This window comes from Pseudomonas sp. nanlin1, assembly GCF_045571515.1.
Lineage (GTDB): Bacteria > Pseudomonadota > Gammaproteobacteria > Pseudomonadales > Pseudomonadaceae > Aquipseudomonas.
Genome location: NZ_CP124218.1, coordinates 1,553,601 through 1,566,394, shown reverse-complemented (window position 1 = coordinate 1,566,394; position 12,794 = coordinate 1,553,601). Strand labels below are relative to the sequence as shown.

General features: G+C 62.6%; 11 protein-coding genes. 3 read left to right on the top strand and 8 right to left on the bottom strand.

Features of this window, described 5'->3' with window-relative positions; all coding sequences use genetic code 11:
* Nucleotides 1–41: 41 nt before the first annotated feature.
* The gene (locus tag QCL65_RS07335; protein ID WP_407315593.1) at nt 42–719 is read left to right on the top strand and encodes a COG3650 family protein; all 678 of its coding nucleotides are present in this window, start codon (nt 42–44) and stop codon (nt 717–719) included.
* Nucleotides 720–810: 91 nt separating this feature from the next.
* On the top strand, nt 811–2,421 hold the full coding sequence (locus QCL65_RS07330) for an NAD(P)/FAD-dependent oxidoreductase (RefSeq protein ID WP_407315592.1): 1,611 nt from the start codon (nt 811–813) through the stop codon (nt 2,419–2,421).
* Nucleotides 2,422–2,499: 78 nt separating this feature from the next.
* Here QCL65_RS07330 and QCL65_RS07325 read toward each other — a convergent pair whose 3' ends face one another.
* The 6 genes from QCL65_RS07325 to dinG all read right to left on the bottom strand — a co-directional run bounded on the left by QCL65_RS07325 (nt 2,500) and on the right by dinG (nt 10,609).
* Nucleotides 2,500–2,964, bottom strand: coding sequence for a glycine zipper 2TM domain-containing protein (locus tag QCL65_RS07325; RefSeq protein WP_407315591.1), 465 nt, complete (start codon nt 2,962–2,964; stop codon nt 2,500–2,502).
* A gap of 158 nt (nt 2,965–3,122) precedes the next feature.
* Nucleotides 3,123–3,770: a pyridoxamine 5'-phosphate oxidase gene (pdxH, locus tag QCL65_RS07320; protein ID WP_407315589.1), complete on the bottom strand. Its 648-nt coding sequence runs from the start codon at nt 3,768–3,770 to the stop codon at nt 3,123–3,125.
* 14 nt (nt 3,771–3,784) lie between these two features.
* Nucleotides 3,785–4,843, bottom strand: coding sequence for an OmpA family protein (locus QCL65_RS07315; RefSeq protein ID WP_407315588.1), 1,059 nt, complete (start codon nt 4,841–4,843; stop codon nt 3,785–3,787).
* A 115-nt stretch (nt 4,844–4,958) separates the two neighbouring features.
* Nucleotides 4,959–6,104 carry a serine hydrolase domain-containing protein gene (locus QCL65_RS07310; RefSeq protein ID WP_407315587.1) on the bottom strand — a complete coding sequence of 382 codons (1,146 nt, stop codon included), beginning with the start codon at nt 6,102–6,104 and terminating at the stop codon, nt 4,959–4,961.
* A gap of 74 nt (nt 6,105–6,178) precedes the next feature.
* Nucleotides 6,179–8,398 (bottom strand): beta-agarase, encoded by a 2,220-nt coding sequence (locus QCL65_RS07305; protein ID WP_407315586.1) that lies wholly within the window; start codon nt 8,396–8,398, stop codon nt 6,179–6,181.
* A 66-nt stretch (nt 8,399–8,464) separates the two neighbouring features.
* Nucleotides 8,465–10,609, bottom strand: coding sequence for an ATP-dependent DNA helicase DinG (gene dinG / locus QCL65_RS07300; RefSeq protein ID WP_407315585.1), 2,145 nt, complete (start codon nt 10,607–10,609; stop codon nt 8,465–8,467).
* A 97-nt stretch (nt 10,610–10,706) separates the two neighbouring features.
* Between dinG and QCL65_RS07295 the strand changes: the two genes are divergently transcribed.
* Complete coding sequence (locus QCL65_RS07295) at nt 10,707–11,171, top strand: CopD family protein (protein WP_407315584.1); 465 nt, start codon at nt 10,707–10,709, stop codon at nt 11,169–11,171.
* Here QCL65_RS07295 and QCL65_RS07290 read toward each other — a convergent pair.
* Nucleotides 11,168–11,926, bottom strand: a complete 759-nt coding sequence (locus tag QCL65_RS07290) for a collagen-like protein (protein WP_407315583.1) — start codon at nt 11,924–11,926, stop codon at nt 11,168–11,170. The genes QCL65_RS07295 and QCL65_RS07290 overlap by 4 nt on opposite strands.
* A gap of 121 nt (nt 11,927–12,047) precedes the next feature.
* A complete protein-coding gene (locus QCL65_RS07285; RefSeq protein ID WP_407315582.1) occupies nt 12,048–12,785 on the bottom strand; it encodes an OmpA family protein in 738 nt (245 codons plus the stop codon).
* Nucleotides 12,786–12,794: the final 9 nt, after the last annotated feature.

Here is a 12,794-nt window from a genome sequence, read left to right as displayed (position 1 = left end):
CTTTTTGCTACAGTACGCGCACTTGCCTGGAGTACCCATCAATGCGCTTTGCCCGTTCCCTTTTGCTCGTCTCCCTTGTCCCACTGTTCAGTGCTTGCCAGATGCTCGGCGCCGGCGCGCCTACGCCCGCGTCTACTGCAGGGCTCAACCGTATGCAGGGTGAGCTCAAAGGCGAAGGCGGCCGATTACTCTTCCTGCCTTGCCACGAGCAACGGCGGTTTGTGGTCAAGGACATCGGCAATACGGGCCTGTTGCAAGAAGCGGGCGCGCTGGCCAGTAAACCAGGCACGCTGTTCGCCGACGTGCGTGGCAGCTTCACTGCCAGCAACGCCAACAGCGCCGACGGCCAGCTCAATTTGCAGCACCTGTACCGGGTCGAACGTTCGGCCAGCGCCTGCGATGACCCCAACTTCAAGCCATTGATCCTGCGTGCCAGCGGGCATAGCCCGAACTGGTCGTTGCGGGCCAGTGGCAAAGGCATGATCCTGGAACGCGACGGCCAGGCCCCGCTGGCAGTGCCCTATATCGAGGAGCAAAGCGGTGATGGCCGGCTGAATCTGACCACCAAGGCCAACAATCAGCGGGTCGAGCTGTGGGTTGCCCCGCAACGCTGCGTCGACCCTACGACCGGCAGCGTGCAGTCGCTGAGCGCAGAACTGCGCGTCAACGGCCAGGTGCAACGCGGTTGCGCCTATTACGGCGGCGCGCGCGACGACTGACGATTTATCCTGCCAGCCACGCTCGTGAACCGCTTATAATTGCCGGTTGATAAAAGCCGCCGGGGGCACGCCCGGACATTTGGACCCTGTCATGCTACGAATCACCGAACTCAAACTGCCTTTGGACCATGCTGAAGAGGCCTTGCGCCCTGCTATCGTGCAGCGGCTGGGCATCACCGATGGCGACCTGCAGGCCTTCACGCTGTTCAAGCGCAGCTATGATGCGCGCAAGAAAAACAGCGAATTGCAGTTTATCTACAGCATCGACGTGCAAGTGCACGATGAAGCCGGCGTACTCACCCGCTTTGCCCACGACCATAACGTCAACCCTGCCCCCGACGTCAGTTACAAAGTGGTCGGCCATGCCCCTGAGGGCCTCGAACAGCGGCCTTTGGTGGTGGGCTTCGGCCCTTGCGGCATCTTCGCCGCCCTGCTCCTGGCGCAGATGGGTTTCAAGCCGATCGTGCTGGAGCGCGGCAAAGAAGTGCGCCAGCGCACCAAGGACACCTGGGGCCTCTGGCGTAAAAATGTGCTGAATGCCGAGTCCAACGTACAGTTCGGTGAGGGCGGTGCGGGGACGTTCTCCGACGGTAAGCTCTACAGCCAGATCAAAGACCCGCAGCACCATGGGCGCAAAGTCCTGCACGAATTCGTCAAGGCTGGTGCACCGCCGGAAATTCTGTACGTGAGCAAGCCGCACATCGGCACGTTTCGCCTGACCGGCATGGTCGAAACCATGCGCAAAGAAATCGAGGCGCTGGGCGGGGAAATTCGTTTCGAACAGAAAGTCACCGACCTGCTGATCGACAGCCAGCACGTGCAAGGCGTCGAATTGCAAAGCGGTGAGCGTCTGATGTCGCGCCATGTGGTCCTGGCCCTAGGCCACAGTGCGCGGGACACCTTCCGCATGCTGCACAAGCGTGGTGTGTTCATGGAAGCCAAGCCGTTTTCCATCGGCTTTCGCGTGGAACACCCGCAGTCGATCATCGACCAGGCCCGCCTGGGCAAGTACGCCGGCCACCCGAAACTAGGGGCCGCAGACTACAAGCTGGTGCACCACGCCAAGAACGGCCGCTCGGTCTACAGTTTCTGCATGTGCCCAGGCGGCACGGTGGTAGCGGCGACGTCGGAGCCCGGCCGAGTGGTGACCAACGGCATGAGCCAATACTCGCGTAACGAACGCAATGCCAACTCGGGCATCGTTGTCGGCATCACCCCAGAGGTCGACTACCCTGATGGCCCGCTCGCCGGCATCGAGCTGCAAGAGCGCCTGGAGTCGATGGCCTATGTACTGGGCGGTAGCAATTACGAAGCGCCCGCGCAGTTGGTTGGCGACTTCGTGGCAGGGCGACCTTCCACCACCCTAGGCAGTGTGGAGCCGTCCTACAAACCCGGCGTGAGCCTGGGCGACCTGGCCCTGGCGCTGCCGGACTTCGCGATCGAGGCGATCCGCGAGGCGCTGCCGGCGTTCGAGCGGCAGATCAAAGGTTTTTCCATGCACGACGCGGTGCTAACCGGCATCGAAACCCGCACCTCATCGCCATTGCGCATTACCCGGGACAAAGATTTGCAGAGCCTCAACCTCAAAGGGTTGTTCCCGGCGGGTGAAGGCGCCGGCTACGCGGGCGGTATTCTCTCCGCCGGGGTGGACGGTGTACGGATCGCCGAGGCGGTGGCACGCGACATCCTTGCTGTTGAATAGAAAAAAGATCGGGGCCGAGGCCCCTCCTACGGGCGTGTAGGAGGGGCCTTGGCCCCGATTTTTTGATCTTCGCAAAGATCAGTGAGTAACGCGGCTGGTGCCATCTACCGTCATGATGCGAACACGCTCGCCGACGCGGAAGATCTCGTTCTCTTGCACGGCCTGAACATAGGCACGCATGCTGCCGTCGTCTTCACGTACGGTGATTTCCACGCCCTGGGTGCGGGTCAGGCCTTCTTCGGAAGCTGAGCCTAGCAGGCCGCCGGCTACGGCACCGATCACCGCCATAACGATGCTGCCACGGCCGCCACCGACGGCGCTACCGGCTACACCGCCGACCACAGCGCCTGCGCCGGTGCCGATGGGGGTCTTGGTGCCTTCGATTTTCACCGGACGCAACGATTCGATGGTGCCCATGCGTACGGTTTGTACACGGCGGGCTTCATCGCGGGAATAGGAGTCGCCTGTCAGGCTCGACGCACAACCGCCCAACAGCAGCGACATCGAGGTGAAACACGCGACAAGCAGAACTGATTTACGCATTGATCTTCTCCAATGGGACAGATACGTATTAGACGCTGAGTGTCGGCAGCTGTCACGACACGGTCTGTTTAAATTTTGCTTCCATTCAGTCGGCAGACAGGCTCTGCCCACCGTAAGACGTTGGACAGGCCAAATGTAGGAAGGGTCAAAACACTCGATCAGGGGGCCAAGCGTTCGCGCAGCCACTGGCCATTTTCCAGGCGGTAATTCAAGCGATCGTGCAGGCGGCTGGGGCGCCCCTGCCAGAACTCGATACGCTCGGGCAACAACCGATAGCCGCCCCAGTGCTCGGGACAATGGGGGGCGTTATCGCGAAAGCGTTGCTCGGTGTCGGCCAACAGCGACTCCAGCTCGGCACGATCGGCAATCACCCGGCTCTGCGGTGAAGCCCAAGCGCCGAGGCGGCTGCCCAACGGGCGAACCTGGTAATACGCGTCAGACTCCTGGTGCGTGACCTTTTGCACGGCACCTTCGATGCGCACCTGGCGCTCCAGCGCAGGCCAGAAAAACGTCATGGCGGCCCAGGGATTGGCTGCCAGCTGCTCGCCCTTGGCACTGTCGTAATTGCTGAAAAAGGTGAAGCCCTGATCATCCAGCCCTTTAAGCAACAGCACCCGACAATGCGGGCGCCCCCTCGCATCCACTGTCGCCAGGGTCATGGCGTTGGCTTCTACCGGCGCCTGCTCGGTATTGCGCGCCTGCTCGAACCACTGGTGAAACAGCGCGAAAGGCTCGCCAGGCGCTTGCGCCTCGGTCAAACCGTCGCGCGTGTAGTCGCGACGCATATCGGCCAATGCCTGGGTCATCTGCGCCGCCCTGATCAGTTGGCTTTAGCTGCATCGGCAGCCGGTTTTTTAGCCGCAGTCGTCGCCGGCTTCTTGGCCGCAGTTTTGGCTGGGGTGGCTTTTTTGGCTGCAGGCTTGGCTGCGGCTTTCTTGGCAACGGCTTTCTTGGCCGGGGCTTTTTCCGCCACTTTGGCGGGCAGCGGCTGGACGTTCTGCACGGCGACCAGTTCGGCAGCGGGTGGCGTCGGCTGGTTGTACTTAGCCAGCAAGGCCACCATGGTGTCCTGCGGCGTCAGCAGAATTTCCACCCGACGGTTCAGCGAGCGGCCTTGAGGGCTGTCGTTGGCCGCGCGTGGCATGACCGAGCCCATGCCGCGCAGGGTCAGACGGTTACGTTCCAGGCCGCTGAGGCGAAAGATCGCCGCGATGGATTTGGCGCGGTCCTGGCTCACGACTTGGTTGGCCGCCGCAGCACCGCTGGTGTCGGCGTGGCCGAGTACCAATACGGCGGTTTTAGGGTCGCCTTCGACCAGTTTGGCCACCCGGGTAATCGGGCCCAGGCTCACGGGCAGGAGCATGGCTGGGCGGTCCGGGTTGAACGACGAATCCACCGGCGCGGTAATCACCAACAGGTTTTCCCGGCGTTCCAGTTCGAAGCGGCTGTCTTTGATGGCCTCGCGCAGGCGTGGTTCGTAGCTGTCGAGCCACGCCTGGGTGATTTTTGGGTCGGGCATCGGCACGACTTTAGGCTGTTCTTTGGGCTCCTCAGTCGAACCGAACGGCCACCACCAGCGCTGGGCGGTTTCGGCCATGGCGACCTTGGCCGGTGCGGGAGCCTCAACCGGCTTGGCTTTGTTGTCGTTACTGGCGGTCTCGCCAAACGGCCACCACCAATGGCTGGCTGTGTCCGATGCCGCGTCGGCCTTGGCGACTTTTTCGTTAATGGCTTGCTCAACGTCCTTGTTCTCGCTGCTCGCACTGGAGCCAAATTGCCACCAACGCGGGCTATGGTCGGCCGAGGCATTTTGGGGATTTTGCGCGCAACCGGTGACGGCCAGGCACAGCGCGAACGTAATGGACTTGTTGAATGACATGATCTTTCCACGAAAAAATAGACAGTTGAAGATAAATCGGGTTAACAAACCCGCCTAAAGCGTTGATTCATAGTAGAACAGTACGCGCACAGATGGAGACCGTCGGTCGACTCGTCTACAGACATTCCTTCAGTGCCCGGACCAGAGCCTGCGCGCGCGGGTCCATCAGCACGTAGGGGCCCAGAGTATTGGTGACAAAACCGAAACCGACATCATATTGCGGGTCGGCAAAGCCCACCGAACCACCCGCTCCTGGGTGGCCAAACGCTCCAGCGCCCAGGCCAAAGGTTGCGTTGGCGACCTGTGGCTGGTCAAGCATGCAACCCAGGCCGAAACGCGTGCGGGTCATCAGTGTTTTGTCATCACCTAAACTGTGTTCGCGGGTCATCTGGGTCAGCAGTTCAGCCTCCAGCAAACGGCCGTCGAGCAAGGCACTGTAGAAGCCCGCGAGGCTGCGGGCATTGCCATGCCCATTCGCCGCAGGCTGTTGCATACGTCGCCACTCTGGCTTGTTGGTGCTGGTGAGGATCGAAGGCGGATTGGTAAAGGCACGGGTGGGCATCGCCGTAGGCTCGCGTAAGGTTACCTGAAGCAGCCGCTGGGCCGCCTCGTCACCGGCTACCCCTTTGCCACGGGCGACATGGGCGACCCGATGAAACTCGGCGTCGTCCAGGCCAACGTGAAAATCCAGACCCAGCGGCTTGGCCACCCGCGCAGCGATGGCCTCACCGGGCCCGCGGCCGTCAGCCAGGCGTATCAGCTCACCCATGAGCCAGCCATAAGTGAAGGCGGCGTAGCCATGCCCCGCCCCCGGCTGCCACCACGGCGCCTCGGCGGCCAGCGCGTCGACCATGGTCTGCCATTGATACAGCGCCTCAGCGGGAAGCATGTCACGCAGCGCCGGTAGCCCTGCTTGATGGCAGAGCAACTGACGCAAGGTGATGCGTTCTTTACCTTGGGCGGCGAATGCGGGCCAATAATGGGCGACGGGGGCATCGAGCTGCAACTTACCTTCGTCGACCAGTTGCAAAGCGGTGACCGCCGTGAAGACCTTAGTACAGGAAAACACGTTCACCAGTGTGTCGCTCTGCCAGACCTCAGTGGCATCCTTATCGGCCGTGCCGGCCCACAGGTCCACCACCGTTTCGCCGCCAACCTGGACGCACAAAGCCGCGCCGCGCTCCTGAGGGCCCGCCATCAGCTGTGCGAACGCCTCCCGCACGGCCTCGAACTGCAGTTCGTAGTGACCCTGGATCTGCACCGGCTAACTCCCGACCCCACGGGTCTTGGCAAAAGGAGCGCATTGTTCCAGCCCTGAGGCGGTTTGGGAATAGCCTAGTGGCTCGGCGCACTCAAACGTTGCAAGGCTTCAAGGTTGGCTTTGCGAACCGCGCCGATGAAGCCTTGCCACGGCACATCGGTCACGCCGACCAAGCCGAAATGGCCGTTTTCACCATCGAGCAGGCGGCCGGTCGCGGGCTGGTCGAGGTACTGAAACCAGTGCGCACCGACAATCATCGGCTCATCCACGGCCGCTTTCAGAAAGCGCGCGTAGGCAGGGCCGCGATCTTCCTCGCGGGGCACCTCCATCGCACCGCCCCAAAACGGGCCCCGGTCGCGCGAACCGAAGTGGAACTCGGAGACCAGCAAGGGCTTGTCCAAAGCCCTCAGGGCGGCGAAGTCATAACCGTCTTGGGGCGTGGGGGTATAGAAGTTAAAGCTCAGCACATCGCAATACTGGGCACAGGCCGCGACCGCCTCAGGTGTGCTGACGGCAAACCGCCCGCCTAATAGCAGGTGATTGGGCGCATGCCAATTGAGAGCGTCGGCGATGGTTTTGAAATAGGCATCGGCGAAGGTGCGTTGGAAGTGCGCGAAGTCTTCTTCGATATCGGGGTGCTGAGGGTCCGTCAATGGGGCTTCGAAGCCCGGATCCTCCATTAGCTCCCACGCTGGCAGGTCAATCCCCCAGGCTTTGGATAGCCCCTGCTGGTTACGGTACTTGTCCCTCAGTTGCTTGAGAAAGGCCCGTTTGGCCGGCACGTCGGTGGTCTGGCGCAGAGTACCGTACGCCAGGGCATAACGCGCTTTGGGTTGGTTGCCCGGTGCGGCCCAGGCCAGTTCATTGTCGGCGAAAAAACCGATCAGCCACGGGTCGTCGCGGTGATCACGGGCAGCGATGGCCACGGCGCGTTCGGTGGCCATGGCAAACCGTGGGTCAAAGGGGTCTGGCATGCGCCCCCACCAGTCCATCCCGGTACTGATGCTGGTGTAATCGCCAACGATCGACAACGGCAGCGTATAGGGGACGCGTTGTTTCTTTTCGAAAGCCGGGTCGCTCCAGTTGCCCAGCGTATTGAAACCCCAGGCCAATAGGCGATCCATGGCGTGGCTCTGCCAGCGCCAGCCATCGAAGCCCGGCGGAGCACAGTCCTCTCGGTCCGGGCAGGGCTTGGCGTAGCTACGCTGCAGGTTGGCCGCGTAGAAATCGTACCAGCGGCCCTGACCAAAGCCACGGCCCACCGATGAGCCGTTGCCGTCCATATGGTTACTCTGACCGACGTATTGCCGGGTTGGCCCAGCGTCGCCAGGCAAGCCCTGAAACATCCACTCGCGGCCTTCGATGTAGGTCCTGCCACCGTCGGGGGCGACGGCGTTGACGCCTAATGAATAGAAGGCGTGGCCTTCAGGGGTCACCAGGTACCAGCGGTCGCCCTGCTTCTCGGTGCGGAAGAACCCCCGTGGCGCAAACGAAGGGCCGTTTTTCAAGCCTCCATAGGTGTCTAGCCCGGCCTTGTCGCGCTCACTCAACCAGGCCTTGAGCTGCACCTGCTCTTTATCGGCACGGCTACGCAGTTGCTCGTCGCTGCTGATTTTGTCTGGCCACTGGCTGCGGCTGTACTGGCCATAGGCGTCGACAATGCCGCTATAGGCGGCCTTTTGCAGATCAGTGCCTTCAATCACGCCGAAGCGTTCGATGAGCAGGCTCTGGGCAGCCGCGGGCTTGTCCAAGGCCAGCACCACCGAGGCGACTTGGGTCAGGTCGAGTTCACCGGCGCTGTCGGCCAACAACCACCGCTGCCCGTCCTGAACCCAGGGCATCGGCGGCCCGGCACGCATGCCTTGGCTACGCGCGGAGCTCGCCTGCAGCGGCACCAGCAGCGTCTGCGCCGGGCCGGCCGGCAGGTCGACGCGGCTGGTCAGGGTTTTACCGTCTTGGCTCTGCACCGTGACGTACAGCGTGATCGCCCAGTCCATGGCGCTTTGCACGCGCAGGCTTAGCACATTTGCGTTAGACCAATTCCATACCCCTGTTTGCGGGCTCAAGCGCAGGCTTGGGCGCTCCACGGGGCTGAACGTGACGCGCCGCAGCACTTCCCCTTCGGCTGTCTGCTCAGCATTAGACTGCGGCAGTTCCGCGCCTTGAGTAGTGATCTGCACCACATCGGCCGGGCGTACGAAATTGAACAGCGTCAGGGCTTTGTCGGCAGCAATGGCCGACAGAGGCGCGGCGCACAGCAGGGCGAGGATGGCGGGCAATGAACGACGGATCATGGACAGTGAGCACTCCTTGCAGGATATGAGGATAGACCGCGTACGGGGGCGTTCATGCCCCCGCGTTCAGGAAATTTCTCGACGGAACGGCGGCAACGCGTTGAGGATCGCTTTGCCATAGCGCTGCGTCACTACCCGGCGGTCGAGCAGCGTGATGGTGCCGCGGTCTTGTTCGGTACGCAGCAAGCGGCCGCAGGCCTGGATCAGGCGCAAAGAGGCGTCGGGCACCGCGATCTCCATAAAGGGGTTGCCACCACGGGCTTCGATCCATTCGGCCAGCGCCGCCTCCACCGGGTCGTCCGGCACCGCGAAGGGGATCTTGGCGATGACCACGTGTTCGCAATAGGCCCCCGGCAAGTCGACACCCTCGGCAAAACTGGCCAGGCCAAACAGCACGCTGGAGTCGCCACCGTCCACCCTCGCTTTGTGTTTATTCAGGGTTTCCTGCTTGGAGAGGTTGCCCTGAATAAACACCTGCTTGCGCCAGTCACGGTCCAGGCCGTCGAACACGTCCTGCATTTGCTTGCGCGAAGAAAACAACACCAGCGTCCCCCGCGACCCCTCTACCAGGCCTGGCAAATCGCGGATGATGGCTGCGGTATGCGCCACCGCATCGCGCGGGTCGGCGCGCAGGTCCGGTACCCGCAATACGCCGGCGTCGGCATGGTGAAACGGGCTCGGCACGATGGTCGTGACCGCCGCTTTCGGTAGCCCGGCACGCATGCGATAGCGGTCGAACTTGCCCAGGGCGGTCAACGTAGCAGACGTTACCAAGGCCCCGTAGGCGACGTTCCAGAGGTTACGCCGGAGCATCTCGGCGGCCAGTATTGGGCTGGCGTTAACCTCGATGTCGAACAACGCACCGCTTTCGGCCAAGGTGAGCCAACGCGCCATGGGCGGGCTGTCTTGAGGGTCTTCAGCGGTGAAGGCGGTCCATAATTCCCAGTTGCCCTGTGAGCGGCCCAGCAGGCTACCGAACAAGGGGTACCATTCTTCGGCCTGATGGCTAGCGATACCGATGCTGGTCTCGCCATCCATGCCTTCTTTGAGCAATTCGGTCAGCCGGGTGAACAGGTCGGTGAGGCGAGCGAAACCCTTTTTCAGCTCGATGCCCATTTCCCGCATGTGTTCGGGCACCACGCCGGCGACGAACCGGTGCCTCGGCCGCTCACGGCCTTCCATGTCTTCGCCGGGGCGGAAGTCCGCCACCTGTTCGCAGGCACTGAACATGAATTGCTGCTGGGTTTTGATCTCCCGGGCCAGTTCAGGCACCTGCTCGATCAAGCGCCCCAGGTCGCCGGGCAGCGGGTGCTGGGCCAGTAACTTGGTGAGGTTCTTGGCGGTGGTTTCCAGCCAGTCGGCGGTGGAACGCAACCGAGTGTAGTGGGCGAAATGGCCAATTGCTTTGTCCGGCAGATGGTGACCTTCGTCGAACACGTACATGGTTTCGCGGGGGTCGGGCAGCACGGCCCCACCGCCCAGCGCCAGGTCGGCCAGGACCATGTCATGGTTGGTGACGATCACGTCGACCTTGCCCATGCCTTCGCGGGCTTTATAAAAAGCGCACTGCTGGAAGTTGGGGCAATGGCGGTTGGTGCACTGGCTGTGGTCGGTGGTCAGCTGCGACCATTGCTGGTCCTCGAGCGCCTGGGGCCAGCTGTCGCGGTCACCGTCCCATTTATTACCCGCCAGCTTTTCGATCATGCTGGTAAACAGCTTCTGGCTGGCTTCGTCGACCTGAATGCGAAAGCCTTCTTCTTCGAACAACTGGGCGGTGGCGGTCTGCGCGTGGCCTTCCTGCAGCAGGATGTCGAGCTTGGACAGGCACAAATAGCGGCCACGGCCCTTGGCCAGGGCAAAGGTGAAGTTCAAGCCACTGTTGCGCATGAGGTCTGGCAGGTCTTTGTAGACGATCTGCTCTTGCAGGGCGACGGTCGCCGTGGCGATCACCAGCCGCTTGCCCGCGGCCTTGGCCGCCGGAATGGCCGCCAGGCTATAGGCGACGGTCTTGCCCGTACCCGTGCCGGCCTCGACCGCCACCACCGCAGGCTCACCACTGCGGCGGCCTTCGTCGTCGCACTCGATGTCGCCCAACACCTTGGCGATTTCGGCGATCATCAGGCGCTGGCCATAACGCGCCTTGAGGCTCTTGGCTTCGAGAAACCGCGTATAGGCGCCCTGGATCTGGGATTTGAGTTGATTACTGATCATGACTTAGAGAGGCGCAAGGGCTGGATAAATTTTCAGTGTTTCGGCTCGGGCGGCTATCATACCTGCTCAACTCGTCCTGCGCTGAACGGAGATCTGCATGCCTGCCTTTACGTTGCTCTACACCTTGCATGTACTGGCGGCCCTGATTTGGGTGGGAGGTATGTTCTTCGCCTGGATGATCCTGCGTCCGGCCGCTGTCGCCGCCTTGCCGGGGCCACAACGGCTGACACTGTGGGTAGAGGTTTTCCGACGATTCTTCGTCTGGGTCTGGCTGGCGATCGTGATTCTTCCGATCAGCGGCGTCGCCATCCTGCATCTGCGCTTCACTGGTTTCGAAACGGCGCCGCGCTATGTCCAGGCAATGATGGGGTTGTACGTAGTGATGGTGGCGCTGTTTCTGCGCGTGCAAGCACTGCAGTTGCCAGAACTGCGCAAAGCCGTCGTCGCCGAGGACTGGCCGGCCGGCGCGGCGGTGATGACACGAGTGCGGCGTTTAGTCGGCAGTAACCTGCTGCTGGGCCTGGCCGTGGTCGCTATCGCCGCGGCCCGCCCGAGCTTTTAAAGACGCTGCAGGATCAAATTGCCCGGCGCACCGGTCGCGCCTGGCTGGCCAGGCTGCCCGGCCCGCCCGGCTTTACCAGACTTGGCCTGATAGACCAGGCAGTTTTTCCCCGCACCGCCTTTGCCCGGCTTGCCGCCGGCCCCAGGCGCGCCGCCCGCTCCGCCGTCGACCCGGACCTTGATAGCCTCGGTGGCCAAAGTGCTGGGCACCTGCAACCGCACCAGAGCACCGGCCCCGCCTTCGCGCCCATTGCCGCCGTTGTCGCCATCGGCACCACGGCTGGCCGCGCCCCATAAGCACCCGGCAGGGCGCCCGTAACCGCCGTCCAATCCAGCAAAACCCGGTGCACCGCTGCCGCCACGGGCGTCCAGAACCAGCTCATCGGCCTGCAGCCGATGGATGCGCAAGGTCAGGTTGCGCCCAGGCGACGGGGCTTTTTCAAACGTGCCGGGGGCGCCGCGAGCGAGGATCTCGCTGCCGCTTGCCATTTGCGCATCGTGCACCCGCAAGGTGAGCTCCTGACGGTTGGGCACAATAGCGATACGCGCTTCATGGCCCATTTTCAATTGACCGATGGTGATCTCACTCAAGTTACCCGGGACCAGCACCGTCGCGTAGTCGGCGACATCCAGACGTTCCAAGGTCACCGCGCCGGCATTGACCGGCAGGCGCATCAATGAGTGTGGCTCGACGCTCAGTGATTGCGCCATGGCCATGGGGGAAAGCAGCGCAGCAAACAGCATGACATTACGCATGATCGGATTCCTAAGGACACGGGCGCGTTTTTACTGGGCGCACAGTAGCCTAGCAGAGTGCCATTTAGCTAATGAAACGGGGGGGAAGAAGCCGACCGGGGGCCCCCGGTCGGCGAAGCGCTTAGCGCTGTAGTTGCAACTCAACGCGGCGGTTCTGCGCGCGGCCGGCGTCGGTGGCGTTATCGGCCACCGGCTGGCTCTCGCCGAACCCTTCACTGCTCAACTTATTGGCAGGCACGCCCGCAGCGGTCAGGAAGCGCACCACACTGGCCGCCCGGCGCTCGGAAAGCGCCTGGTTGTAGGCATCACTGCCCATGCTGTCGGTGTGGCCCATGACCTTGATGCTGATCACGTCTGCCGCTTGCAGGCGTGGCAGCAAGCCTTGCAGCGCAGTGCGGGCATCGGCGGTCAGTTCGGAAGAATCGAACGGGAACAGCACCTGGCCGGTGTCGCTCAAGGTAATCACTTCAGCAGCAGGCGCAGGCGGCGTCGGCGCGGGCTCAGCTACGGGCGCCTTGGCTGGATAGGCCGGCATTGGGCAACCGTTGTGCTTGACCGGCGTGTTGGCCGGGGTGTCCGGGCAGCGGTCGCGGCGGTCGAAAATACCGTCGCCGTCGGCGTCGCCGTCTTGGGCATAGCAAATCAGACCACCGGCCAGTGCCCCCAGCGCCCCACCGCCAGCGGCCCACGCCCCGCTTTCAATCGCCCCCAGGCCGCCACCGGCAAGCCCACCCAGCACACTACAAATAGGCCAATTTCCCTGGTTGAGCGGAGCGCTGCCATCGCTGGACGTCGCGCAACCCGAAAGAATACTGCTGACCAGAAGAACGGGTAGAACCGCCCGTACGATTTTTTTCATTTTTTTGAT